Here is a 24,157-nt window from a genome sequence, read left to right as displayed (position 1 = left end):
TGCCGGAGTCGAAGATCGTGGAGACCCTGATCGAGGAGGCCATGAACATCGCGCGGAGCATGGCGGACGAGGGGGTCCCGTCGGGTACCCCGGACGTCACCGTGAGCTGATACACCGAGGAGGGGAACCGACCGTGCCATTGCTGGAGAACATCCGGGGCCCGCACGACCTCAAGGCGCTGACCGGTGCGGAACCGGCCGCGCCCGCCCGGGAGCTCAGGGGGTTCCTGATCGACGCGGTGGCCAGGACCGGGGGCCATCCGGGGCCGCACCTCGGCGTGGCCGAGCGGTCCATAGCCCCGCACCGCGACATCGCCGAGAACAGCCACGCCTCCACCCGATCGGAGCGGGCGAGCGCCCCCGCCGGGGCGCGCACCGTTGGCGAAGTCCTTTCCGCCGCCGGGGCCCGTCCCGCCGCCAAGGAGAGCCAGGCATGACAGCAGCCGAGCAGCAGCAGCGGCGTTCGGGCTTCGACCTCGGGAAGCTGCTGGCCGAGCGGGCCTCGGAGCGGTACGACCTGCACACCCGGCACCTCAACCACCAGCTGCCCCGGATGCTGCGCACCATCGGGTTCGACAAGGTCTACGAGCGGGCCGAGGGCGCGTACTTCTGGGACGACGAGGGCCAGGACTACCTCGATATGCTCGCCGGATTCGGGGTGATGGGCCTGGGCCGCCACCACCCCGTGGTCCGCAAGGCGCTGCACGACGTCCTGGACGCCGACCTGGCCGATCTGACCCGCTTCGACTGCCAGCCGCTGCCCGGTCTGCTGGCCGAGCGGCTGTTGGCCCACGCCCCCCACCTGGACCGGGTCTTCTTCGGCAACAGTGGCACCGAGGCCGTCGAGACCGCCCTGAAGTTCGCCCGCTACGCCACCCGCAAGCCCCGCGTCCTGTACTGCGCCCACGCCTTCCACGGGCTGACCACCGGCGCGCTGTCGGTCAACGGCGAGGACGGCTTCCGCAAGGGGTTCGCCCCGCTGCTGCCGGACACCCCGATCGAGCTGGGCGACCTCGACGCGCTGGAGCGGGAGCTGGCACGCGGGGACGTGGCGGGGTTCGTGGTGGAGCCCATCCAGGGCAAGGGGGTGCACGAGACCCCGCCCGGCTTCCTGCGCGCCGCGCAGGAGCTGCTGCACCGCCACAAGGCCCTGCTCATCGCGGACGAGGTGCAGACCGGCCTCGGCCGCACCGGGGACTTCTTCGCCTACGCCCACGAGGACGGCGTCGAACCGGATCTGGTGTGCGTGGCCAAGGCACTCTCCGGCGGCTATGTGCCGGTCGGCGCGACCCTCGGCAAGGACTGGATCTTCAGACGGGTCTACTCCTCGATGGACCGGGTGCTGGTCCACTCGGCCAGCTTCGGCGCCAACGCCCAGGCCATGGCGGCCGGGCTGGCCGTCCTCGCCGTCATGGAGGACGAGGGGGTCGTGGCCAACGCCCGCCGCACCGGTGAGCTGCTGCGCGACCGCCTGGCCGCGATGGTGGACCGCTATGAGCTGCTGCACGACGTACGCGGCCGGGGGCTGATGATCGGCATCGAGTTCGGCAGACCCAGCTCACTGGGGCTGCGCAGCCGGTGGGCGATGCTCCAGGCGGCGCGCAAGGGGCTGTTCGCGCAGATGGTCGTCGTCCCGCTGCTGCGGCGCCACCGCATCCTCACCCAGGTGTCCGGCGACCATCTGGAGGTCATCAAGCTGATTCCGCCGCTGATCATCGGCGAGCGGGAAGTGGACCGTTTCGTCGAGGCGTTCACGGCGGTCATGGACGACGCGCACGACGGCGGCGGCCTGATCTGGGACTTCGGCCGGACGCTCGTCAAACAGGCGGTGGCCAACCGCTGACCGAGGGGCCCGCGGGTCCGCGGCCCCTCAGCCCGCGGCCGTTCGGCAGCCGCGGCCCCTCAGTCCGTGAGCAGCCGGTCCCGGAGCCGGTCGCGCTGTTCGGGGGCCAGGCCGAGCCCTTCGGCGAAGTAGCGGTCGGTGCCGCCCCATGTCTCCTCGATGACCGTGAGGGCCGCCGCCAGATATTCGGCGCGCGCGTCGAACAGCGGCAGCAGCAGCGCCATGACCTCGGGGGACATGGGGTCGGAGCCGTCCCCGGGAGCGCCCTTGCGCCAGATCTTGTAGCGCCGGTGGGCGGCGGCCGACTCGAGGTAGTCGGTCTCGATGGCCTCCTGGTCGACGCCGAGGGCCAGCAGGGTCACCGCGATGGACAGCCCGGCCCGGTCCTTGCCCGCCGAACAGTGCATCAGCGCCGGTGAGCTGTCCTCCGCCAGGTCGCGGAGGATCCGGCCGTGCTCGACGAGCCGGGTGGTGATGATGGAGCGGTAGGAGCCGATCATGCGCTGCTCGGCCCGGCCCTCGGCGAGCAGCTCGCGCAGGGTCTTCAGATCGCCCTCGCGCACCATCGTCCAGAACCCGGCGCCGTCGGCCGGGTCGGACAGCGGCACATTGACGTTGCGCACCCCACGGAGCGTGACGTCCTGGCCCTCCAGCTTGATGTCGGCGGCATTGCGGAAGTCGAAGACGGTGTGCAGGCCGAGCGAGTCGAGATAGGCCGTGTCCGCCTCCGTGGCATGGGCGAGATGGCCGCTGCGGAACAGCACTCCGGGCCGTACCCGGCGGCCGTCGGCAGCCGGCAGTCCACCGAGATCACGGAAATTGCGTACCCCCACCAGGCGGCTATCGGCCTGGGGGACCTGCGGCGACTGGGACTGCTGCGTCACGGGCTCTCCTTCACCATCGGCCGCCGACGCGGCTCGTCGACAAGGCGGCTGAAGTTGACCATACGACATGGGTGCACCGGGCAATCCGTCTCATGAGGGTGGGGGCATTGCCGCACCGCCCGCCCTCCACGACCATGTTGACACCTGTGGAGAATTGGGGAGTGCGATGATCGAAACCGGTGGAAGCGGTCGGCTCTGGGTGCTCTCGGGGCGGCACAGTAGCTATGCCCTGCACCTCACCGACCGCGATGAGCTGCTTCATCTCCACTGGGGGCCGAGGATCGCGGCCGAGGACGCCGAGGCCCTTGCCGCCGAGCCGGGGCCGCCGGACACGCCGTTTGAATCACCGCTGGACGGGCGCGAGGAGTACCCCGTGGAGGGCGGTCCGCGCTTTGTGCGCCCCGCCCTGTCCGTCCACGCCGGGGGCGTACGCGGCACCGAGTGGCGCTTCGACGGCGCCACCGTCCTCGACCCCGGCACCGGCGAGGAGCTGCGGCTGCGCTGCCACGACCCGCTGCACCACCTCGACATCACCCTCCACTACCGGATGCGGGACGACGGCGATGTCATCGAGCGCTGGACCACCCTCACCCACACCGGAACCGCCGGGCAGCAGCCGGTGGAGCTGCTGCGCGCCGACTCCGCCGCCTGGTCGCTCCCGGCGCGCGACCGCTGGCGGCTGTCCCATCTGCACGGCCGCTGGGCCGCCGAGAGCCGGCTCGCCCGCGTCGAGCTCACCCCCGGCGAGCAGGTGATCGGCAGCCGCCGTGGCCACACCAGCCATCACCACCTGCCCTGGATCGCCCTGGACGGCGGGGCGGCCACCGAGGAGAGCGGCGAGGTGCACGGCTGCGCGCTCGCCTGGTCCGGGGCCTGGCGGATCGCCGTCCAGCTGCTGAGCGACGGCGCCGTCCAGGCGGTCGGCGGGGTCGGCCACGACGACGCGGGCCAGCTGCTCCTCGCGCCCGGCGAGTCCTTCACCACGCCCGTCTTCGCGGGGCTGTGGACCGACGGCGGCTTCGGGGCCGCGAGCCGCGCCTGGCACGCCTGGCAGCTCGCGCATGTGATCCCCGGGGCCGACCGGTCCCGGCCGGTGCTCTACAACTCCTGGGAGGCCACCCGGTTCGAGGTGAACGAGGAGCAGCAGCGCTCGCTCGCACGGCTGGCCGCCGCCATGGGCGTCGAGCTGTTCGTCGTGGACGACGGCTGGTTCGGGGCGCGCACCAGCGAGCGGGCCGGGCTCGGTGACTGGACACCCAACCCGGACCGCTTTCCGCACGGGCTCAAGCCGCTGGCCGACGAGGTGCACGCGCTCGGGATGGAGTTCGGCATCTGGGTCGAGCCGGAGATGGTCAACCCCGACAGCGACCTCTACCGCGCCCACCCCGACTGGGTGCAGCACCACCCCGGCCGGGCCCGCACCGAATTCCGCAACCAGCTCGTGCTCAACCTCGCCCGCCCCGACGTGCGCGCCCATCTGTGGGAGCGGCTGGACACCCTGCTGAGCGGCGCGCCCATCGACTATGTGAAATGGGACTTCAACCGCTCCTTCGCGGATCCCGGCTGGCCCGGCGACCCCTACCCCCGGCGGCTGTGGACCGACCATGTGCGCGGGCTGTACGAACTGCTGGAGCGGCTGCGCGCGGCCCACCCCGGGGTCGCCTTCGAGTCCTGCTCGGGCGGCGGCGGCCGGATCGACCTCGGCGTCCTGGGTCTGACCGACCAGGTGTGGACCTCGGACAACACCGATCCGCTGGACCGGCTGGCCATCCAGCACGGCTTCGGCCAGCTCCACCCGGCCCGGGTGATGGCCGCCTGGGTGACCGACAGCCCCAACGCCATGGGCAACGCCCGGGTCAGCTCGCTGCGCTTCCGCTTCGTCAGCGCGATGGCCGGGGTGCTGGGCGTGGGCGGCGATCTGACCCGCTGGAGCGCGGCCGAACTGGCCGAGGCCCGCGACTGGGTGGCGCTCTACAAGCGGGTCCGCCCGGTCGTCCAGCACGGTGAGCTGTACCGGCTGCGGCCGCCGGAGGGCGACGGGCTCAGCGCGGTGCAGTACGTACGGGGAGCGGAGACCGTCGTGCTGGCCTGGCTCCAGGCGCAGCACTACGGCCGGGCACAGCCGCCGCTGCGGCTGCGCGGGCTCGATCCGGCGGCCACCTACCGGGCCCTGGAGACCGGGGAGGTGCACCGGGGAGCGGTGCTCGCCCACCGGGGCCTGCGCACCGGGCTGAGCGGCGACCTGGACGCCGCCGTATTCCACCTTCGCCAAAACTGACCGGGTGGGATAGATCACCCCACGTCAAGCCCTGGTTACGGTGGCGTAGGTCACGCCATCGGGTGAATGATGTCCCGACGTGGCAGACGATAAGGAGAGATTCAGCAACGGTTCCATCGGGTCGTACGCAGCCGTCGGGGACAGCTTCACCGAGGGCGTCGGCGACCCCGGTCCTGACGGGGTGTTCGTCGGCTGGGCCGACCGGCTCGCCGTCCTGCTGTCCGACCAACGACCCCACGACGATTTCCGCTACGCCAATCTGGCCGTACGCGGTCGACTCCTTGACCAGATCGTGGCCGAGCAGGTGGCCCGCGCCATGGAACTCGGCCCCGATCTGGTCACCTTCTGCGCGGGGGGCAATGACATCCTGCGCCCCGGCAGCGACCCCGACGATGTGGCCGAGCGCTACGAGGCGGCCGTCGCCGACCTCCGGGCGCGGGTGGGCACGGTGCTGCTGTGCACCGGCTTCGACACCAGAGGGGTGCCGGTGCTGCGCCATCTGCGGGGCAAGATCGCCACGTATACGGCGCATGTGCGGGCGATCGCCGACCGGCACGGCTGCCCGGTGCTCGACCTGTGGTCGCTGCGCTCGGTGCAGGACCGCCGGGCCTGGGACGCCGACCGGCTGCACCTGTCGCCGGACGGGCACACCCGGGTCGCGCTGCGGGCCGGTCAGGTGCTCGGCCTCGAGATCCCGGCCGACCCCGATCAGCCCTGGCCCCCGGAGGGGCAGCGCACCGCGGCCGAGGTGCGCCGGGACAACATCCACTGGGCGCGCGAATATCTGGTGCCCTGGATCGGCCGACGGCTGCGGGGAGAGTCGTCGGGTGACCATGTGGAGCCCAAGCGGCCCGATCTGCTGCCGCTGCGGCCCTGAACGATCCGTGGCCCGAAGCGGTCCCGGTGGAAAACGAGCCGTGACCTCAAGCGGTCCGGTGGGAAATGATCCGTGATCCGAAGCGGTCCCGGAGGAATAGGGGCAGACCCCCGTTGGCGCCCCGGGCTGACCGCCCGGTGCGCTGTCGCTGCCCCTATTCCCTCGGCACCGCTCGTCCGTGGAGACCGCTCGTCCGTCGAGCCGTCGCCGCGCGGCCGCTATATCGCCAGGTAGGCCCAGACGGCGCGGCCCGCGCCCCCCTGGTTGGGCCTGACCCCCCAGGCCTCCGACATGGCCTCCACCAGCATCAGCCCGCGCCCGCCCTCCTGGTCCGCGCTCACCGAGCGGGCCTCGGGCACCGTGCGCGCACAGCCCTGGTCGGCCACCTCCAGCCGCAGCCGGGTGCCTATGAGCTGGAGTGAGCAGCGGACGTCCTCGCTGGAGGTGTGGCGCACCGCGTTGGTGAAGAGCTCGGAGACGATCAACTCCGCGCTGTCCCGGGTGTCCTGGTCGATGCCCCATGAGCCCAGCCGCTGGACGACATGCCTTCTCGCCTCGGCGACGGACGTGCTCAGCGCCGGCAGACGAAACACGTCGTGGCGGGGCGGAGCGACCACGGTGCCGCCGCGCCCTAACCGGAGAGCCTCATAGGAAGGAGCCACGTCCGACACTATGCTCTGTCACGCTCGCGCATGGCAAGGTTCAATCTGTAAATTACAGAATCGCAAGCGCAGGCTGTTCGGAATGCTGAGCCCATGCCAGACTGCTGTGTCGTGAAGGTACTTGGAGGGGGACGGTAGTGGCGGATGCGCGGGCGGGCGGAGCCCCGACCGTCCTGCGAGTCGTGCTCGGAAAACGGCTCCAGGACCTTCGGGAGAAGGCCGGGCTGTCATTCGAGCAGGCCGGGCGCGCCCTGGACGTCACCCATGCCACGATCCGGCGGATGGAGAAGGCCGAGGTCGGCCTGAAGCTCCCGTACGTCGAGAAGCTGCTGCGGACGTACGGCGTCATCGACCCCGAGGAGGTCGAGGGGTTCCTCTCCCTCGCGCGCGAGGCCAACAAGGCCGGCTGGTGGCACCGGTTCCGGGACGTCCTGCCGGAGTGGTTCAACACCTTCGTCAGCCTGGAGGTCGAGGCCAATCTGATCCGGGCCTACGAGCCGCACTACATCCCGGGGCTGCTGCAGACCGAGAACTACGCCCGCGCGGTGCTCCGCGCGGGCATGCCGCACGCACCCGAGTCGGAGATCGAGCGCAATGTGGCCCTCCGCATGGAGCGCCAGGCACTGCTCGGCCGGGACAACCCGCCGATGCTGTGGGTGGTCATGGACGAGACGGTGGTGCGCCGCCCCATCGGCGGCGCCGAGACCATGCGGGCCCAGATCACACGGCTCATCGAGGAGGCAGAGGCACCTCATATCCGGCTGCAGATCATGCCGTTCGACGCCGGTCCGCACCCGGCGATGTACGGTCCCTTCCATATCTTCCGGTTCCCGATCCCGGAGCTGCCCGATATCGCGTACACGGAGACGCTGGTCAGCGGCTCCTACTTCGACCAGCGCGATGATGTATCGGCGTTCCTGGAGGCCCTGGACCGGATGTGCGCGCAGGCCGCGCCTGCACAGACGACTCAGGCGATTCTGAGTCGCATTCGCAAGGAGATCTGAACGATGGATCGCATATTCGGGAACCGCGTCTACAGCGGCATGCCGGCAAGGGAACTCGGCAGCGAGGGCTGGCACAAGCCATGGAGCGGTGGCAATGGGGGAAGCTGCGTCGAGGCGATGAGACTGACGGACGGACGGGTGGCGCTGCGCCAGTCGACCGACCCGGACGGACCGGCCCTGATCTACACCCACCTGGAGATGAAACGCTTCATCCAGGGGGCGAAGGCCGGGGACGCGGACTTTCTGTTTCTGTGACGTCCGCCGTCGAGGGGGAAACAGTGTGACCGACCGACCACGGAGTGACCGGCGGGGGCGGCGCCGAGCGGCAGCGCGCCCTTCGTCTTGGCCGCCCGCGGCTCGCGCAGCGCGGGACGTTCCATGAGCGGCCGGTAGGCGGTCTTGTGCGGAGTGCAATACATCGCACGGTCCTGGTCAGGCTCGCTCGCGGGCGTCTTCCAGTTGGACGCTGTAGTACGCGTGATCATGTGGATAGCCTTCTAGCTCCACCAAGCTCTCCTTAAAGGCGCTGACGGCGGTTGACCAGTCACGTGCCGCGTATGCGGCCTCACCCAACAGAAGCTTTGCCCGAACTGGGCTGAGCCAGTACAACCAGCCTGGCCGTTCTTCGGCAGTCGGAGTTTGCAGTGCGAAGCCATAGGCCCGTTCAGCGAGTCAGCGTGCTCGGTCCCGTTCCCCGACCGCAGCCGCTGCCAAGGCAGTTGCATGTGCGGTGATGGAAGCTGTCGCAGGGGAAAGGCCACCGGGGGTCAGCTGCGCGATTTCGGCCGTCCGTAGGGCTCGTACCGGGTCGCCATGGTTCAGCGTGTAGTACGACCGTACGCGCGTGCCCCACGAGGCCATATCCGCTGATCCCGCGTCGAGTGACCAGCCGTAGGCCAGGTCCAGCCACGCCAGCGAGGGGCCTCGTTGCCCCTCGCCAGCAGCGACCCACGAGAGCCAGTGTGCATGTTCGGCGGCAAGCACAAGCAATTTGTCAGCGACGGCACCCGAGGCGCCCGGCAAGAGTGCGGTAACAGCATCGAGCTGAGACCGAACGACTGGCCAGAGATCCTTCCCGCCAACCTCATCTTCGGCTCGGCGGTGTTCCGCAAGTACGCGAGCAATCCAATCGGCAGATCGGACGTCGATACGTCCGGTCCGATATGCATGCACGATGCGATCGCTCAATTCAGGGATTAAGCCAGGCCTTTGCTGCGCGGATATCGTGCATGAGCGGGAGTCGCGACGCGGGGCCATTGGCTCCACCGCGCGAGCGGTGGAGTGATGAGTGCGCGGCCTCGTTTGCTGCCGTGGTCCGATCCCGTCGGGCAACGGTGCTATCTGGTCTCGGATGTGGACAGTGAGGGCTACCTGTCGAAACTGGCTGACGAGATGGAAGCGGTTCAGCTTCAGATGGGCGCTGAGCTCATCGGTCATGCCCGCCTGATGCTCCGCGACCGCACGACAGACGCCCGAGAGCTCCGCTACCTCTCGAACCGCCTGATCGAAGCGTTGCAAGACGCGCTCAGGATCGCGGAGAGTCGCGGCGGGCGTCTACCGGTGCCCGAGGAGGCCGAGACCGACGGATCGGCCCAGGCCTGGGAGGTGGCGGAATGAATGAGGCGTCAGGAGGCTGGCGGGTCGGTGCGGCACCGGGGCGTGGGCCGCGCCGTGTGGAAGGCGGTCTGCTTGAGCTGCCACTTCACGTTCTCAAGCCCGGTCGAGCGTCTTTGGTGTCGTTGGTGCTGACGATGGTAGAAGCGGAGCAGTTGCACGCCGCCTTGTGTGACGCGCTCGGCGACGAACCCGCGCCTGTGGATGCGCCGGAGTGCCGTCAGCCGGTCCGTTACCCGGGCGGCCGGCAGAAGTACTGAGGTCGGTGACCGCTATCTCGTCGAGTCCGGGGCGCGGCCGGTGCACCGCGACGAGACCGGGATCCTGTGGTGCATCGAGCTGGAGGGGGACGAGCCGGTGGCGATGGTCGAGGTGGTCAACTCCACGCCGGAGCCGGACGGTACCCACCGCACGTACTGGCTGCGGGTGCCGTCCCGGGTCCGGACCGCCCGCGAGGGCGTGGCCTGGACCTTCGGGGAGGACGCCGACACCTACCGCCCCGAGCGCGAGACCTGACACCGGGTCCGGTCCCGTCCCGTGGCCGGGCGGTCAATTGCTCATCCGGGCACAAAGGTTTGGTCTATACCTTGACTGGTATAGACCAAACCGCTTGAGTGTCCCTCAGTATTTCCGACCCCCCACGCGAAGGAGATCGGCCCCATGTGGAGACGACGTGTTCTGGCACCGCTCGCGGCGACCGCGGCGGTGTGTGCGAGTGTGCTTGTCATGCCCATGGCCTCAGCCTCGACGGCGGGGACGACCGACCGGGCGGCGTGTGACTCCCCGAGCCTGACGGCGGACAAGGCGGCCGTCACCGGCGACACCGGCCGGTGCGGTGCCGAGACCAAGCGCGCGGCCGCCTTCGTGGTGTCCGAGGCGCAGTTCAACCAGATGTTCCCGAACCGGAACTCGTTCTACACCTACCAGGGTCTGACCGACGCCCTGAGCGCCTACCCCGGCTTCGCCAACACCGGCAGCGACACCGTCAAGAAGCAGGAGGCGGCCGCCTTCCTGGCGAACGTCAACCACGAGACCGGCGGCCTGGTCCACGTCGTGGAGCAGGACACCTCCAACTACCCGCACTACTGCGACTCGAGCCAGCCCTACGGCTGCCCCGCGGGCCAGGCGGCGTACTACGGCCGCGGACCGATCCAGCTCAGCTGGAACTTCAACTACAAGGCCGCGGGCGACGCCCTCGGCATCGATCTGCTCGGCAACCCCTGGCTGGTGGAGCAGGACGCCGCGGTGTCCTGGAAGACCGCGCTGTGGTTCTGGAACACCCAGTCCGGGGCCGGTTCGATGACCCCGCACGACGCCATGGTCAACGAGCGGGGCTTCGGCGAGACCATCCGCGCGATCAACGGCAGCATCGAGTGCAACGGCGGCAACCCCGGCCAGGTGCAGAGCCGAATAGACGCCTACCAGCGGTTCGTGCAGATCCTCGGCACCACCCCCGGCTCCAACCTGAGCTGCTGACCGGCTGCTGCTGACCGGCCGCCGCCGGCCGGCTGCCGACGGTTGACCGCTGATGACCGGCGCCGAGCGGCCGTCCGGTCGGAAGCGGGGAAAATGAGGTGCGCCGTTCCGTCGCCGCGCGCGAGCCTGGAGCGCATGGCGTGGACGGTGACGTACGACCTCGAAGAGTTCCGGGCCGCGGCGGGTGGCTTCCTGCGCACCCACCCGGCCCGGAACACCACCTTGCTCACGGTGGTCTCCTCCCTGACGGTGGCGGGCAGCGACAGATACGGCGATCAGCCGCCGGTCTACGGCTGGTGGACCGGTGGGGGCGGGGCGGTGGAGGGCGCGTTCCTGTGCACCCCGCCCTACCCACCGCTGCTCTCCGCCCTCTCGGGCGAGGCGGCCCGGGCCCTCGCCCGCACCCTCGCCCGGGACGGCGGGCTGAAGGTCACCGGGGTGAACGCCGGGCGCGGGACCGCCGAGACCTTCGCCGCCGCCTGGAATGGCCTCACCGGTGCGGTGAGCACCGTCGAGCAGACCCACCGGCTCTATCGGCTCGACGCCCTCACCCCGCCCGACCCCGCCCCGCCGGGGCGGCCCCGGGCCGCCACCACCGCCGACCGGGACCTGCTGATCACCTGGTACGAGGCGTTCGCCCGCGAGACCGGCGCGCTGAGGGGCGACGTCGCCCGGCAGGTGGACGACAGGCTCGGCCACGACGGGATCACCATATGGGAGCTCGACGGCCGACCGGTGGCCTGCGCCGGGATCAGCCGTACGATCGCCGACATGGCCCGGGTCGCCCTGGTCTACACCCCGCCCGAGCTGCGCGGACGCGGCTACGCGGGAGCCGCCACGGCCGCCGTGAGCGGGGCCGCGCGGGCCGCCGGGACACGGGAGGTCCTGCTCTTCACCGATCTCGACAACCCCACCAGCAACGCCCTCTACCAGCGTCTCGGCTACCGCCCGCTGGAGGACCACCTGCTGCTGTCCTTCAGCTCGGCCGAGCGCGCCGTTCCGGAACAAGGCCACCCCTCGTAAGAGTTGTGTCATTGCAGCCCAATGGCACCGCGCGTTGGAGTGCTCCCGCCCTCTCACCCTGGAGGCCCCGTGACCGGCTCCCATCCGACACGTTCCCGGCTCACCGCTGCCCTGCGCCCCACCGCCTTCGGAGCGGATCCCAGCGGGGAGCGGATGGAGCGCATCCGACGGTCGCCGAACTTCGCGAACGGTGTGTTCGTCAACCCGGTGGGGGCCCGTACCGTCCCGTCCGGCTCGTTGCTGAAGTTCGCGTCCACCTACTTCCGCAAGGAGGAGCGCGTTCGCCGGGCCCCGGCAGGGACCGTGCCGGTGTACCCCACCACCGTCGCCGATCTGGCCACCCCGCCCGCCTCCGGGCTGCGGCTGACCTGGATGGGGCACTCCAGTGTGCTGGCGGAGATCGACGGGCGGCGGGTGCTGTTCGACCCCGTCTGGGGGCAGCGCTGTTCGCCCTTCTCGATGGTGGGACCCAAGCGGTTGCACCCGGTGCCGGTGCCGCTGCGGGAGCTGGGGCCGGTGGACGCGGTGGTCATCTCCCACGATCACTACGACCATCTGGACATGCCCACGATCCGGGCGCTGGTGCGGAGCCACGCGATGTTCGTCGTCCCTCTCGGGGTGGGAGCCCATCTGGAGCGCTGGGGCGTCCCGGCCGAGCGGCTGACCGAGCTGGACTGGCACGAGTCCACCGAGGTCGCCGGGCTCACGTTCACCGCCACCCCGGCCCGCCACTTCTGCGGTCGCGGCCTGCGCAACACCCAGCACACCCTGTGGGCCTCCTGGGCGGTGGCCGGTTCCGGGCGCCGGATCTACCACAGCGGGGACACCGGCTACTTCCCCGGTTTCGCGGAGATCGGCGCGGCGTACGGGCCGTTCGATGCGACCATGATCCAGATTGGTGCCTACTCCGATTACTGGCCGGACATCCATATGACCCCCGAGGAGGGCATGCGGGCCCATCTCGATCTGCAGGGCGGGGACCCGGCACGGGGGATCATGCTGCCGATCCACTGGGGCACCTTCAACCTCGCCCCGCATCCGTGGGAGGAGCCCGCCGAGGGCACGGTGACGGCGGGGAAGGAGACCGGGGCGACCGTGGCCGTTCCGCGCCCTGGCCAGCCGTTCGAACCGGAGCAGGGGCTGCCGCTCGAGCCGTGGTGGCGGGCGATCGCGGCACGTCCGGTGGCCGAAGTACCGGCCGCGGCCGAGGGGGCGGCCGAGCCGGGCGCTCCCGCCGGGCCGTCCGGCGCCGGGGCGTCCGGGACGACCGGAAAGCGTCCCGGGACGACCGGTGGCGCGGACCCCGCGATGCCCATCCCCCAGTCGTAACACGGGGGTTGGCGCCGCCTCCCGGGGCGGCACGGCACGAGCCGTTTGGCGCTCCATGACGCTCAATGGCGTCGAAACCCTTGTGGTGGACACGACGTGCTCGCTTGAATGGTTAGGAAAGGTTCCTAACGGATCGTCTCGGGGTCCGGGCTGCTCCGGCACGCCCTGGGACGGCCGCGCGCACTTCCCCCACAGTCGACAAGGAACGGAGTCCCCATGTCCCCCCTGCCCAGGAGGATCGGCCTCGCGGCCGCGGCCCTCGCGGTACCGGCCGCGCTCGTCTTCACCGGCGTCGGAGTCGGGCAGGCGTCCGACCACCTGCCGTCCTCGTCGGACGCGCTCCACACCCACTCGGCGCACAAGGCCGCGGCGGCGAGCGATCTGGACGACCCGGCGAAGAAGGAGATCGCCATGAAGCTGGTCTCCAGTGCCGAGAACTCCTCGCTCGACTGGCGCGCCCAGTTCTCGTACATCGAGGACATAGGCGACGGCCGCGGCTACACCGCGGGCATCATCGGATTCTGCTCCGGCACCGGCGACATGCTGGAACTCGTCGAGCACTACACCCAGCAGAAGCCCGACAACGTCCTGGCCAAGTACCTCCCCGCGCTGCGCGAGGTCGACGGCAGCGACTCCCACGACGGCCTCGACCCCGACTTCACCAAGGACTGGAAGAAGGCCGCCGAGGACGAGGCGTTCCAGGACGCCCAGGAGCACGAGCGCGACCGCGTCTACTTCAACCCGGCCGTCCAGCAGGGCAAGGACGACGGCCTGGGCGCGCTCGGCCAGTTCATCTACTACGACGCGATCGTGATGCACGGCCCCGGTGACAGCGAGTACAGCTTCGGCGGCATCCGCAAGGCCGCGCTGTCCCACGCCAAGCCCCCGGCGCAGGGCGGCGATGAGACCACCTACCTCAACGCCTTCCTCGACGCCCGCGTGGAGGCCATGAAGAGCGAGGAGGCGCACAGCGACACCAGCCGGGTCGACACCGAGCAGCGGAAGTTCCTCAACGAGAAGAACTTCGACCTGACGCCCCCGCTGCGCTGGCAGGTCTATGGCGACCCGTACGAGATCAACTAACTCCTGACCGCCGCGCCGGTCGCCGCTTGCTAAGCGGGACACTGTCCCATATCTTTAATCGGGACAGTGTCCCGCTTCGTTGTGCGCGGATGGAGAAGATGACTATGTCGACATATCTGCTGGTGCACGGTGCTTGGCACAGCGGGCGGTGCTGGGAGCGGGTGGTCCCGCTGCTGACGGCGGCCGGGCACCGGGTGCTGGCGCCGACGCTGACCGGTTACGGCGACACGGCGCATCTGGCCGGTCCGGAGGTGGGGCTGGACACCCATGTCGACGACATCGTCGGGCTGATCACCGAAGAAGACCTCACCGATGTGGTGCTCGTCGGGCACAGCTATGCCGGGCTGGTCATCTCCTCCGCGGCCAACCGGGTCCCGGACCGGATCGGGCAGCTGGTCTATCTCGACGCGATGGTTCCGGAGGACGGCGAGAGCGCGGCCGATGTCATGCCCGCCGTCCGAGGGCTGATCGACCGGGTGCTGGCGTCCGAGAGTGGCTGGCGGGTGCCGCCGCCGTCCGGGATGCCGCCGCCGTACGGCCTGTTCGGGGTCACCGACCCGGCGGACGTGGCGTGGCTGCGGTCGATGGTGTCGGATCAGCCGGTGCGCTGCCTCCAGCAGCCGGTCCGGCTGGACAACCCGGCCGTCAACGCGATCCCGCGGACGCATATCCACTGCGTCGCCCATGTGCCTGAGGGCATCACCCGGCGGCCCGTCCCCGACATCCAGCCCAACGGCGCCCCGGCACAGGTGTGGGAGTTGGCGACCGGCCACGACTGCATGATCACCCTGCCGGGTGAACTCACCGAACTGCTGCTCAAGCTCGGCTGAAGCGGCCCGGCTCCGGGCCGCCCCGCCTCAGTCAGACGCCGCCTCCACCAGCGCGCGCATGACGCGTACGTCGTCGCCCGCCTCCGGATGCCACTGGACGCCCAGCACGAACGCCTCGGCGTCCGGCAGTTCCACCGCCTCGACCGTTCCGTCGTCCGTGGCGTGGGCCGAGGGGGTCAGGCCCTTGCCCAGGTGGGCCACGGACTGGTGGTGGAAGGTGGGGACGGACAACGGCTCCGGGAGGATCCCGGCGAGCAGCGTGCCGGGGACCGGCCGCACCTCGTGGTGGTCGAAGACGCCGGGCGGGCCCGCGTGGCCGTCCAGGTGCTGGACGAGGGTGCCGCCCAGGGAGACGTTCAGGAGCTGGTGGCCGCGGCAGATGCCCAGCAGTGGAGTGCCCGCGGCCAGGGCCGCGTCGATCAGGGCCAGCTCCCAGGCGTCCCGCACCCGCGCGGGCGGCCCGGTGCGCGGCTCCACCTCGGCCCCGTACCGCGCCGGTTCCACATCCGGTCCGCCGGAGATCACGAGCCCGTCGAGGCGGGAGACGACGCCCGCGGCGGCGGCCGGGTCCTCGTCCGGCGGCAGCATCGCCGCCAGGCCGCCCGCGCGCTGGACCAGCAGGTGGTAGCCCGAGGGCAGCAGCGCGGCGGGGAGGCTCCAGACGCCCCAGCTCGCCGAGGTTTCGAGATAGGTGCTGACGCCGATCAGGGGCTTGGACACCGAGGACTCCGATCTTCGTTGGTCCGCTCGGCCGCGGGACGGCTCGCTGTCGTGGGGACCCGCTCGCTGCCGTGGTGACCATTGTCGGTCGCCGGACGGCTCTCGGCCGGGGGTTCTCCGCCGCGGGAACGGACTCAGTCGCGGGACAGTTCCGCCTCGGCCTCCGCCAGCGCCGCGAACTCCTCCTCCGGCGCCGCCGCGACCAGGCGGTGGCGGCTGTAGAAGGCGAAGTAGGCCAGCGCCACCGCGTAGACGCCGAGCGCGATGAAGGCCGCGTCCTTGTCCACCAGGAAGGTGGCCACCAGCGCCGAGCAGGCCAGGACGAAGGCGAGGGACGACGTCACCGTGCCGCCGGGGGTGCGGTAAGGGCGCTCCAGGCCCGGTTCGCGGCGGCGCAGGACGATGTGGGAGAGCGACATCAGGGCGTACGAGATGGTGGCGCCGAAGACCGCGGTGTTGAGCATCCGGGCGCCGTCGCCGGTCCACGCCGCGAGGGCGAAGCCGATGGCGCCCGGGACCAGCAGCCCCAGGAACGGGGCCTTGCGGCTGCTGGTCAGCGACAGGAAGCGGGGCAGATAACCGGCCCGGGAGAGCGCGAACAGCTGGCGCGAACCGGCGAAGATCAGGGAGAAGAAGGAGGCCACGAGCCCGGCGAGCCCCGCGTAGTTGACGATGCGGGACAGCACGGTGGCCTTGCCGTCCGGCTGCAGCGCCTCGACCAGCGGGTTGCCCGCGTCCTGTACGGCGCCGGGGCCGCGCGCCCCCGTCGCCGCGAGGAAGGTGAACAGGGCGAGCAGCAGCAGGATGCCCATGGACCAGGCCATGGCCTTCGGCAGCGTACGGGCCGGGTCCCGGGTCTCCTCGGCCGCCAGCGGAACCCCCTCCACCCCCAGGAAGAACCACATGCCGAAGGGGAACGCCGACCAGATGCCGAGCAGCCCGAACGGCAGCCAGGAGCTCGAGCCGAAGGAGGAGTGGTCCGCCGGGATGTCGTTGAGCGAGCCCGCGTCGAAGTCGGTGAGTGCGCCCACGGCGAAGATCACCAGCGCGGCGACGGCGATGGCGGTCACCACCAGGCTGAACCGCAGGGCCTCGCCCACGCCCCACAGGTGGATGCCGATGAAGATGACGAAACACGCCAGATAGACCGGCCAGCCGGACTCCAGGCCGAAGAGCCCGAGCGACTCGACGTAGTCACCGATGAAGATGGAGATGGCGGCGGGCGCCAGGACGTACTCGATGAGGATCGCCGTCCCCGTGAGGAAGCCGCCCCAGGGGCCGAGGGCGCGCCGGGCGAAGCCGTAGCCGCCGCCCGCGGTGGGGAGGATCGCGGCCAGCTCCGCCAGGGCGAACACCATGCAGGCGTACATCAGGCCCATCAGCAGGGCGGCGATGGCGAGACCGCCGAAGCCGCCCTCCGCCAGGCCGAAGTTCCAGCCCGAGAAGTCGCCGGAGACCACATAGGCGACGCCGAGGCCGGTCAGCAGCAGCGGGCCCGCGCTGCCGCGCCGCAGCTTGCGGCGCTCCAGATACGCGTCCTCCGGGGATGGCGCCGGGCCGCCGCCCGGCGGGGCGCCACCGACGGAGACGCGGGCGGGTTCGGTGCGGGCGGATTCGTTACCGTCGGCCATGGGGGACACTCCTGCTCCACACGAGGGGGCGATGGCAAAGGTGTGGGGCCATACCTTTGCCTTCCCGTCGGCGATGCGCAAGACCTCTGCGTAAAACCGTGGTTAAGGACTTCCGGGGCTGGCCGGTCAGTCGCCGGTCAGACACAGCTCAGGAGTCGGTCAGGCGTCCGCTCAGGCGCAGCTCAGACCAGGAAGCCGCGCAGCAGCGCCGCCGTGCCCTCGCAGTGCTCCCGCATCACCTCGCGCGCCCCGTCCGCGTCCCCGTCCAGCACCGCCTCGACCAGCGCCCCGTGCTGGGCCTGGGAGTGCTCGAGGTTCTTGACCAGCAGCGGGATGCAGTCCAGCAGGTCGTTGACGCTCGCGCGGACGGCCGCGTACTGGGCGGCCAGCGACGGTGAGCCCGCCAGCTCCGCGAGCGTGAGGTGGAGCATCGTGTCCAGCCGGCGGTAGTCGGCCAGCGGGGCGTCCCGCGTCGCGTCCAGGGCCGCCCGCAGCCGTCGCGTCTGCCCCGCGTCCAGCCCGTGCGCGGCGCACAGCCCCGCCGCGCCCACCTCCAGGACCTCGCGGAACCGCAGGGTGTCCTCGACGTCGACCGCCTCGACCCGGCGCCGCAGCTCGTCCTCGCCGCCGCCCTCGGCGGGCTCTGGCCTGGCCCGCACGAAGGTGCCGCCGTAGCGGCCGCGGCGGCTCTCCACCAGCCCCTGGTCCTGGAGCACCTTCAGCACCTCGCGCAGGGTCACCCGGCTGATCCGCAGCCGGTCGGCCAGCTCCCGCTCGGCCGGGAGCCGGCCGCCGTCGGGGACCAGCCCCAGCCGCAGCACCTGGAGTATCTGCTCCAGCGCCTCCTCGAAGCCGTTCCCCGACCGCACCGGGCGCAGTACCGGCGCCAGCCGGTCGTCCGCCGCGCTCCCGCTCCCGCTTTCGCTCATCGAACCGTCCGCACCTACTTCCCAACCAAAGGTCTGTGGGATTACCTTAAGGCCACCCCCACGCCCAGCAACCCCCTCTTCGCACCCTCCGCCCCCCGAATTCTCCGACGCAGGAGGCCCCACCGTGGCAGACCGCACGCCCCCGCTCTCGGTCGACGAGCTGACCAGACTGGTCGCCGCCGGGGAGATCGACACCGTCGTCCTGGCCTTCACCGATATGCAGGGGAGGCTCCAGGGCAAGCGGTTCGCCGCCCGCTTCTTCCTCGACGACGTCCTGGCACACGGCACCGAGGGCTGCAACTACCTCCTCGCCGTCGACACCGAGATGAACACCGTCGACGGCTACGCCATGTCCTCCTGGGAGCGCGGCTACGGCGACTTCGCCATGCACGGCGACACCGCCACCCTGCGCCGCACCCCCTGGAACCCCGGCACCGCCCTCCTCACCGCCGACCTCGCCTGGCACGACGGCAGCCCGGTGGTCGCCTCCCCGCGCCAGATCCTCCGCCGCCAGCTGGACCGGCTGGCCGAGCGCGGCTGGACCGCGTACACCGGCACCGAGCTGGAGTTCATGGTCTTCAGGGACAGCTATGAGCAGGCCTGGAACACCGGCTACCGCGGGCTGACCCCGGTCAACCAGTACAACGTCGACTACTCCGTGCTCGGCACCGGCCGGGTCGAACCCCTGCTGCGCCGCATCCGCAATGAGATGGGCGCCGCCGGGATGACCGTCGAGTCGGCCAAGGGGGAGTGCAACCTCGGCCAGCACGAGATCGCCTTCCGCTACGCCGACGCCCTGACCACCTGCGACCAGCACGCCGTCTACAAGACCGGCGCCAAGGAGATCGCCGCCCAGGAGGGCATGGCGCTCACCTTCATGGCCAAGTACGACGAGCGCGAGGGCAACTCCTGCCATATCCACCTCTCGCTGCGCGACGAGGCCGGACACCCCGTGCTCGCCGACGACGACGGCGAGTACGGCATGTCGAAGACCATGCGCCACTTCCTCGCCGGACAGATCGCGGCGATGCGCGACTTCACCCTGCTCTACGCCCCGAACATCAACTCCTACAAGCGGTTCCGCCCCGGCTCGTTCGCGCCCACCGCCGTCGCCTGGGGCCCGGACAACCGCACCTGCGCGCTGCGCATCATCGGCCACGGCCACTCCCACCGGCTGGAGAACCGGCTCCCCGGCGGCGATGTCAACCCGTACCTGGCCGTGGCCGGGATGGTGGCCGCCGGGCTCCACGGCGTGGAGCAGGAGCTGGAGCTCCCCGAGGTCTGTACCGGCAACGCCTACACCGGCGACGCCGAACACGTCCCGACCTCGCTGCGCGACGCGGCCGAGCTGTGGCGGAACAGCCCCATAGCGCGGGCCGCCTTCGGCGACGAGGTGGTCGAGCACTACCTCAACATGGCGCGCGTCGAGCAGGACGCCTATGACACCGCCGTCACGGACTGGGAGCGCTTCCGGTCCTTCGAGCGCATGTGAGGAACCACCAGGTGAGCAACGAGCACCCGCACCCCGACCACCACCCGAACGAGCACCACCACCCCCACGAGCACCGGATCCTCAACCCGGCCACCGAGGAGGTCATCGCCACCGTCCCCGCCACCACCCCGGACGAGGTGGCCGCCGCCGTGGCCCGCGCCACCGGGGCGCAGCGCGGCTGGGCGGCGCTCGCACCCGCCGACCGCGCCCGGCTGCTGCGCCGCTTCGCCGCCGCCGTGGACGGGCACATCGAGGAGTTGGCCGCCCTCGAGGTCCGCGAGGCGGGCCATCCGATCGGCAACGCCCGCTGGGAGGCGGGCAATGTGCGCGATCTGCTGGACTACGCGGCCGGGGGAGCGGAGCGGCTGAGCGGCGCCCAGATCCCGGTGGCCGGGGGACTGAACGTCACCTTCCACGAGCCGCTGGGCGTGGTCGCGGTCATCGCGCCGTGGAACTTCCCCATGCCGATCGCCGCCTGGGGCACCGCGCCCGCCCTGGCCGCCGGGAACGCGGTGATCCTGAAACCGGCCGAAACCACCCCGCTCACCGCGCTCCGGCTGGCCGAACTGGCCCTGGAGGCGGGGCTGCCCGAGGGGCTGTTCCAGGTGCTGCCCGGGGCCGGGCCGGTCGCGGGCGCCGCGCTGGTCGAGCACCCCGGCGTCGCCAAGGTCGTCTTCACCGGCTCCACCGCCGTCGGCAAGGAGATCATGGCGAAGTGCGCCGCCGGTGTGAAGCGGGTGACCCTCGAACTCGGCGGCAAGAGCCCGAACATCGTCTTCGCCGACGCCGACCTCGAGCGGGCCGCCGCCGCCGCGCCCGGCTCCTTCCTGGACAACACCGGGCAGGACTGCTGCGCCCGCAGCCGCATCCTGGTCCAGGCATCCGTCTACGACCGGTTCATGGAGCTGCTGGCGCCCGCCGTGACCTCCTTCGCGGTCGGCGACCCGGCCGACCCCGCCACCGCCATGGGTCCGCTGATCTCGGCCGCCCAGCGGGAGCGCGTACGGTCCTACGTACCCGAGGACGCGCCCGCCGCGATCCGCGGCGAGGCCCCGAAGGGCAAGGGGTTCTGGTACCCGGCCACCGTGCTGGAGGCCACCGGCCCCGGGGACCGCGCCGCCGTGGAGGAGATCTTCGGCCCCGTCGCGGTCGTCCTCCCCTTCGAGGACGAGGCCGACGCCGTACGGCTGGCCAACGCCACCGACTACGGCCTGTCCGGCTCGATCTGGACCCGCGACGTGGGCCGCGCGGTCCGGGTCTCGCGCGCCGTCGCCGCCGGGAACCTGTCCGTCAACTCGCACGGCAGCGTGCGGTACGCCACCCCCTTCGGCGGCTACAAGCAGTCCGGCCTGGGCCGGGAGCTGGGCCCCGACGCCCTTGCCGCCTTCACCGAGACCAAGAACGTCTTCATCAGCACCGAGATCAGCACCGAGGAGCAGTGACGTGACCGAGACCCCCGTGTGCCGCCGTCTGGTGGGCCGTACCGCCGTCGTCACCGGAGCGGGCAGCGGCATCGGCCTGGCCACCGCGCGCCGCCTGGCCTCCGAGGGCGCGCGGATCGTCTGCGCCGATATCGACGAGAGCGCGGGCAAGGCCGCCGCCGACGAGGTCGGCGGGCTCTACGTGCCCGTGGACGTGACCGACCCCGAGCAGGTCGACGCGCTCTTCAAGACCGCCTTCGACACCTACGGTTCGGTGGACATCGCCTTCAACAACGCCGGGATCTCCCCGCCCGACGACGACTCGATCCTCACCACCGGGCTCGACGCCTGGAAGCGGGTCCAGGAGGTCAACCTCACCTCCGTCTATCTGTGCTGCAAGGCCGCGCTGCCGTACATGCGGCGGCAGGGCCGGGGATCCATCATCAACACCGCCTCGTTCGTGGCCGTGATGGGCGCCGCCACCTCCCAGATCAGCTACACCGCCTCCAAGGGCGGGGTGCTGGCCATGTCCCGCGAACTGGGCGTGCAGTTCGCCCGCGAGGGCATCCGGGTCAACGCGCTGTGCCCGGGGCCGGTCAACACCCCGCTGCTGAAGGAGCTGTTCGCCAAGGACCCGGAGCGGGCCCAGCGCCGGTTGGTGCACGTGCCCGTGGGCCGGTTCGCCGAACCGGAGGAGATCGCCTCCGCCGTGGCCTTCCTGGCCAGCGATGACGCGTCCTTCGTCAACGCCGCCGAGTTCCTCGTGGACGGCGGGATCGCCGGGGCATATGTCACGCCTTTGTAGTCCAGGTGCGCAGTCCGGGCATCCGCTGTGTACGGACACCAGCCCTGGCCATAGGCTGACCGTGTGACCATGAACACGCTTCCCGGCTGGTACCCCGATCCCGGCTACGCAGGTAACGGCCCCGCCATGGAACGGTGGTGGGACGGCTCGGCCTGGACCGAGTACACCCGTGATGCCTCGGGCGCCGCGGACCCGGCGTTCGGCCCCCCGCCGCCCCCGTACCTCCCGGGGCGGCAGGACGGGCACGGCCACGCCCGCGGCCGCGGGCCGAGGATCGCGGCGCTCTCCGTCGCCGTCGTCGCCGTCGTCGCCGCGATCGTCGGTGGCATCGTGCTGCTGGGCGACGGCGGCGACGGCGGTGGGAACGCCCAGACCGGCCCCGCCCCCGGCACCTCCGCGCCGGACGGCGGGGACGACCGGGCCCCGGGCCCGGACGATCCCTCGCAGGGGCCCACCGAGAGCCCCAGCGCACCGCCGAGCTACGACTCGGACACCGCCCCGGACCAGGGCAACGGCATCAGCCTGCCGGTGCTCTCAGGCTGGCAGGCGGGGCGCAGCAGCTCCGGCGGCGCGGGCGTCACCACCTCCCGCTACCCCTGCCCGGGCGACCCGTCCACCGAGTGTGTGCGCGGCGGCGCCTTCTCCCGGACCGCCGCGGGCTACAAGGCCACCTCCGCCAAGGGCATAGCCAAGGAGGACATCGCGCGGAACGCCGAGGAGTCCTACGGCACCGACGGGAAGACCGACCGCAAGGCGTACGGCGGGATCACCTCCCACGAGCAGCTGAAGGCGTCGGAGGTCCAGGTCGCGGGCGAGAACGGCTATCTGGTCCGCTGGAAGGTGGTGACGAAGAAGGGCGACGACGGCATCGTGCAGTCGGTGGTGTTCCCCTCGCCCACCGTGCCGGACACGATGGTGCTGGTGCGCTTCGGGTTCGACGAGAGCGACAAGGCGCCGCCGCTCGGCGATATGGACAAGATCGTCAAGGGTATCGAGGCGCTGGCGGGCGACGGCCGGTCGGTCTAGCCGGGGGCCAAAGCTCAGAGGAACGTCCTGCCCTCGCCCCGGTACGTCGGCACCTCGGCCACCACCCGGTCCCCCTCGACCAGCCGCAGCGTGTCGAACCGCTCGCACAGCTCACCGGCCTTGGCGTGCCGGAACCACACCTTGTCGCCGATCAGCAGATCGTCGGCGGCCGTGCCCAGCAGCGGGGTCTGCACCTCGCCCGGCCCCTCCATCGAGTCGTACACCAGCCCCTCCGGCAGATACGGCACCGGCAGCCGGTCCCGGCCCGGCGCGCCCGACGCCGGATAGCCACCGCCGAGCACGGTCACCACGCCCACCCCGGGGCGGCGCACCACCGGCTGCGCGAACAGGGCCGCCGGGCGGCCCCGGAAGGAGGTGTAGTGGTCGAACAGGCGCGGCTGGTAGAGCCCGGACCCGGCGGCGATCTCGGTCACCGCGTCCTCCGCGGCGGTGTGCTGCACACTGCCCGTACCGCCGCCGTTGACGAACTCCAGGTCCGCCACGGCCCGCACCGCCCGGACGGCCGCGGCCCGGCGCGCCGCGAGCTCGCGGCGCGCCACGGACTGCATCAGCCGGACGGCGCGCGAGCGCAGCGGGCTCCCGGGCACCGCGTCGCCCACGCCCGCCACATGCCCCTCGTACGCCATCAGCCCGACCAGCCGGAAGCCGGGGCGGTCGGCGATCGCCCGCGCCAGGGCGGCCAGTTGCTCCGGTTCGCGCAGCGGTGAGCGCAGCGCTCCGACCCGCACCTGCCCGCCGAGCATCCGCAGCGAGGTGTCCAACTCCAGGCAGACGCGGACCTCTTCGGTCCCGGCGCGCACGCTGTCGATCAGATCGAGCTGGGAGGGGTCGTCCACCATGACGGTCACCGCCCCGGCCAGCTTGGGGTCGCCGGTCAGGGTGGCGAAGCCGTCCCGGTCGGCGGAGGGGTAGGCGAGCAGCACGTCGCCGAACCCCTCGCGAGCCAGCCACAGCGACTCCGGAAGCGTGAAGCTCATGACCCCCGCGAAGCCGTCGCACGCGAGCGCCCGCTCCAACAGCGCCCTGCAGCGCACCGATTTGCTGGCCACGCGGATCGGTTTGCCTCCTGCCCGGCGGACCAGATCCCGTGCGTTGTCGTCAAAGGCTCCCAGGTCGACAATCGCCACGGGCGCTTCGAGATGGGCGGTGGCCCGGTCGTACCGGGCCCGGTCAGCGGCGGCAGCGGACATGGACGCAGCTTGCCAGACCG

At 71.3% G+C, this 24,157-nt stretch carries 23 protein-coding genes and 1 pseudogene; 18 read left to right on the top strand and 6 right to left on the bottom strand.

The genetic code is table 11. From position 1 onward, the window contains the following. Positions 1–133 precede the first annotated feature (133 nt). Together VT50_RS41165 and VT50_RS15070 are read left to right on the top strand one after the other, a co-directional pair. Entirely contained in the window at positions 134–436 is a 303-nt protein-coding gene (locus tag VT50_RS41165; protein ID WP_078840934.1) for a 1-deoxy-D-xylulose-5-phosphate synthase N-terminal domain-containing protein, read from the top strand. Then, positions 433–1,842: an aspartate aminotransferase family protein gene (locus tag VT50_RS15070; protein WP_046089442.1), complete on the top strand. Its 1,410-nt coding sequence runs from the start codon at positions 433–435 to the stop codon at positions 1,840–1,842. The genes VT50_RS41165 and VT50_RS15070 overlap by 4 nt, the downstream gene beginning before the upstream one ends. A 59-nt stretch (positions 1,843–1,901) precedes the next feature. Here the strand turns inward: VT50_RS15070 and VT50_RS15065 are convergent, their stop codons facing one another. Further along, entirely contained in the window at positions 1,902–2,726 is an 825-nt protein-coding gene (locus VT50_RS15065; RefSeq protein WP_046089441.1) for a tyrosine-protein phosphatase, read from the bottom strand. Between the two features lie 166 nt (positions 2,727–2,892). Between VT50_RS15065 and VT50_RS15060 the strand changes: the two genes are divergently transcribed. Beyond that, entirely contained in the window at positions 2,893–5,004 is a 2,112-nt protein-coding gene (locus VT50_RS15060; protein WP_046089440.1) for an alpha-galactosidase, read from the top strand. A gap of 79 nt (positions 5,005–5,083) precedes the next feature. Then, positions 5,084–5,881, top strand: coding sequence for an SGNH/GDSL hydrolase family protein (locus VT50_RS15055; protein WP_046089439.1), 798 nt, complete (start codon positions 5,084–5,086; stop codon positions 5,879–5,881). 218 nt (positions 5,882–6,099) lie between these two features. Here the strand turns inward: VT50_RS15055 and VT50_RS15050 are convergent, their stop codons facing one another. After that, on the bottom strand, positions 6,100–6,543 hold the full coding sequence (locus tag VT50_RS15050; protein WP_240529176.1) for an ATP-binding protein: 444 nt from the start codon (positions 6,541–6,543) through the stop codon (positions 6,100–6,102). A 137-nt stretch (positions 6,544–6,680) separates the two neighbouring features. On the opposite strand from VT50_RS15050, the gene VT50_RS15045 reads away from it, so the two are divergent. From VT50_RS15045 to VT50_RS14990, 10 genes and pseudogenes are all read left to right on the top strand, one after another. Continuing rightward, positions 6,681–7,547, top strand: coding sequence for a helix-turn-helix domain-containing protein (locus tag VT50_RS15045; protein ID WP_046089438.1), 867 nt, complete (start codon positions 6,681–6,683; stop codon positions 7,545–7,547). 3 nt (positions 7,548–7,550) lie between these two features. Beyond that, entirely contained in the window at positions 7,551–7,802 is a 252-nt protein-coding gene (locus VT50_RS15040) for a DUF397 domain-containing protein (protein WP_046089437.1), read from the top strand. A 711-nt stretch (positions 7,803–8,513) separates the two neighbouring features. After that, positions 8,514–8,747 (top strand): hypothetical protein, encoded by a 234-nt coding sequence (locus VT50_RS15030; RefSeq protein WP_046089436.1) that lies wholly within the window; start codon positions 8,514–8,516, stop codon positions 8,745–8,747. 153 nt (positions 8,748–8,900) lie between these two features. Beyond that, the gene (locus tag VT50_RS15025) at positions 8,901–9,164 is read left to right on the top strand and encodes a hypothetical protein (RefSeq protein WP_338058323.1); all 264 of its coding nucleotides are present in this window, start codon (positions 8,901–8,903) and stop codon (positions 9,162–9,164) included. A 264-nt stretch (positions 9,165–9,428) separates the two neighbouring features. Further along, positions 9,429–9,677 (top strand): annotated as a pseudogene (locus tag VT50_RS15015) (DUF6745 domain-containing protein); the annotation flags it as partial. A gap of 144 nt (positions 9,678–9,821) precedes the next feature. Continuing rightward, the gene (locus VT50_RS15010) at positions 9,822–10,637 is read left to right on the top strand and encodes a chitinase (RefSeq protein ID WP_046089433.1); all 816 of its coding nucleotides are present in this window, start codon (positions 9,822–9,824) and stop codon (positions 10,635–10,637) included. A gap of 135 nt (positions 10,638–10,772) precedes the next feature. After that, positions 10,773–11,660 carry a GNAT family N-acetyltransferase gene (locus VT50_RS15005; RefSeq protein ID WP_046089432.1) on the top strand — a complete coding sequence of 296 codons (888 nt, stop codon included), beginning with the start codon at positions 10,773–10,775 and terminating at the stop codon, positions 11,658–11,660. A gap of 69 nt (positions 11,661–11,729) precedes the next feature. Further along, complete coding sequence (locus tag VT50_RS15000; protein ID WP_046089431.1) at positions 11,730–12,989, top strand: MBL fold metallo-hydrolase; 1,260 nt, start codon at positions 11,730–11,732, stop codon at positions 12,987–12,989. Positions 12,990–13,205: 216 nt separating this feature from the next. Next, positions 13,206–14,072: a chitosanase gene (locus VT50_RS14995; RefSeq protein WP_046089430.1), complete on the top strand. Its 867-nt coding sequence runs from the start codon at positions 13,206–13,208 to the stop codon at positions 14,070–14,072. 104 nt (positions 14,073–14,176) lie between these two features. Continuing rightward, positions 14,177–14,902 carry an alpha/beta fold hydrolase gene (locus tag VT50_RS14990; protein WP_046089429.1) on the top strand — a complete coding sequence of 242 codons (726 nt, stop codon included), beginning with the start codon at positions 14,177–14,179 and terminating at the stop codon, positions 14,900–14,902. A gap of 27 nt (positions 14,903–14,929) precedes the next feature. Here VT50_RS14990 and VT50_RS14985 read toward each other — a convergent pair whose 3' ends face one another. From VT50_RS14985 to VT50_RS14975, 3 genes are all read right to left on the bottom strand, one after another. After that, positions 14,930–15,622 carry a gamma-glutamyl-gamma-aminobutyrate hydrolase family protein gene (locus VT50_RS14985; RefSeq protein WP_046089428.1) on the bottom strand — a complete coding sequence of 231 codons (693 nt, stop codon included), beginning with the start codon at positions 15,620–15,622 and terminating at the stop codon, positions 14,930–14,932. Between the two features lie 134 nt (positions 15,623–15,756). After that, positions 15,757–17,253 (bottom strand): ethanolamine permease, encoded by a 1,497-nt coding sequence (gene eat, locus VT50_RS14980; RefSeq protein WP_046089427.1) that lies wholly within the window; start codon positions 17,251–17,253, stop codon positions 15,757–15,759. Between the two features lie 182 nt (positions 17,254–17,435). Beyond that, entirely contained in the window at positions 17,436–18,182 is a 747-nt protein-coding gene (locus tag VT50_RS14975) for a FadR/GntR family transcriptional regulator (RefSeq protein WP_046089426.1), read from the bottom strand. Between the two features lie 124 nt (positions 18,183–18,306). On the opposite strand from VT50_RS14975, the gene VT50_RS14970 reads away from it, so the two are divergent. The 4 genes from VT50_RS14970 (at position 18,307) to VT50_RS14955 (ending at position 22,926) form a co-directional block, all read left to right on the top strand. Then, positions 18,307–19,674 carry a glutamine synthetase family protein gene (locus VT50_RS14970; RefSeq protein WP_046089425.1) on the top strand — a complete coding sequence of 456 codons (1,368 nt, stop codon included), beginning with the start codon at positions 18,307–18,309 and terminating at the stop codon, positions 19,672–19,674. 11 nt (positions 19,675–19,685) lie between these two features. Then, positions 19,686–21,116 carry an aldehyde dehydrogenase family protein gene (locus VT50_RS14965; protein WP_046089424.1) on the top strand — a complete coding sequence of 477 codons (1,431 nt, stop codon included), beginning with the start codon at positions 19,686–19,688 and terminating at the stop codon, positions 21,114–21,116. Position 21,117: 1 nt separating this feature from the next. Then, positions 21,118–21,900 carry a 3-oxoacyl-ACP reductase gene (locus VT50_RS14960; RefSeq protein WP_046089423.1) on the top strand — a complete coding sequence of 261 codons (783 nt, stop codon included), beginning with the start codon at positions 21,118–21,120 and terminating at the stop codon, positions 21,898–21,900. Positions 21,901–21,969: 69 nt separating this feature from the next. Next, positions 21,970–22,926, top strand: coding sequence for a DUF2510 domain-containing protein (locus VT50_RS14955; RefSeq protein WP_046089422.1), 957 nt, complete (start codon positions 21,970–21,972; stop codon positions 22,924–22,926). Between the two features lie 14 nt (positions 22,927–22,940). On the opposite strand, the gene VT50_RS14950 is transcribed toward VT50_RS14955, so the two are convergent. Further along, positions 22,941–24,137, bottom strand: a complete 1,197-nt coding sequence (locus tag VT50_RS14950; protein WP_046089421.1) for an alanine racemase — start codon at positions 24,135–24,137, stop codon at positions 22,941–22,943. Between the last annotated feature and the right edge of the window lie 20 nt (positions 24,138–24,157).

Source organism: Streptomyces antioxidans, assembly GCF_000968685.2.
Taxonomy (GTDB): Bacteria; Actinomycetota; Actinomycetes; order Streptomycetales; family Streptomycetaceae; genus Streptomyces; species Streptomyces antioxidans.
Note: the sequence above shows the minus strand (reverse complement) of the source record. Positions and strands in the feature narration are given on the sequence as shown.

Excerpts from the sequence above, each read along its gene's own strand:
- VT50_RS15005 (WP_046089432.1), top strand. The coding sequence starts at position 10,773 with ATGGCGTGGACGGTGACGTACGACCTCGAAGAGTTCCGGGCCGCGGCG.
- VT50_RS14975 (WP_046089426.1), bottom strand. The coding sequence starts at position 18,182 with ATGAGCGAAAGCGGGAGCGGGAGCGCGGCGGACGACCGGCTGGCGCCG.
- VT50_RS15040 (WP_046089437.1), top strand. The coding sequence starts at position 7,551 with ATGGATCGCATATTCGGGAACCGCGTCTACAGCGGCATGCCGGCAAGG.
- VT50_RS15010 (WP_046089433.1), top strand. The coding sequence starts at position 9,822 with ATGTGGAGACGACGTGTTCTGGCACCGCTCGCGGCGACCGCGGCGGTG.
- VT50_RS14955 (WP_046089422.1), top strand. The coding sequence starts at position 21,970 with ATGAACACGCTTCCCGGCTGGTACCCCGATCCCGGCTACGCAGGTAAC.
- eat (WP_046089427.1), bottom strand. The coding sequence starts at position 17,253 with ATGGCCGACGGTAACGAATCCGCCCGCACCGAACCCGCCCGCGTCTCC.
- VT50_RS15030 (WP_046089436.1), top strand. The coding sequence starts at position 8,514 with ATGTTCGGCGGCAAGCACAAGCAATTTGTCAGCGACGGCACCCGAGGC.
- VT50_RS14995 (WP_046089430.1), top strand. The coding sequence starts at position 13,206 with ATGTCCCCCCTGCCCAGGAGGATCGGCCTCGCGGCCGCGGCCCTCGCG.
- VT50_RS14990 (WP_046089429.1), top strand. The coding sequence starts at position 14,177 with ATGTCGACATATCTGCTGGTGCACGGTGCTTGGCACAGCGGGCGGTGC.
- VT50_RS15060 (WP_046089440.1), top strand. The coding sequence starts at position 2,893 with ATGATCGAAACCGGTGGAAGCGGTCGGCTCTGGGTGCTCTCGGGGCGG.
- VT50_RS15070 (WP_046089442.1), top strand. The coding sequence starts at position 433 with ATGACAGCAGCCGAGCAGCAGCAGCGGCGTTCGGGCTTCGACCTCGGG.
- VT50_RS14950 (WP_046089421.1), bottom strand. The coding sequence starts at position 24,137 with ATGTCCGCTGCCGCCGCTGACCGGGCCCGGTACGACCGGGCCACCGCC.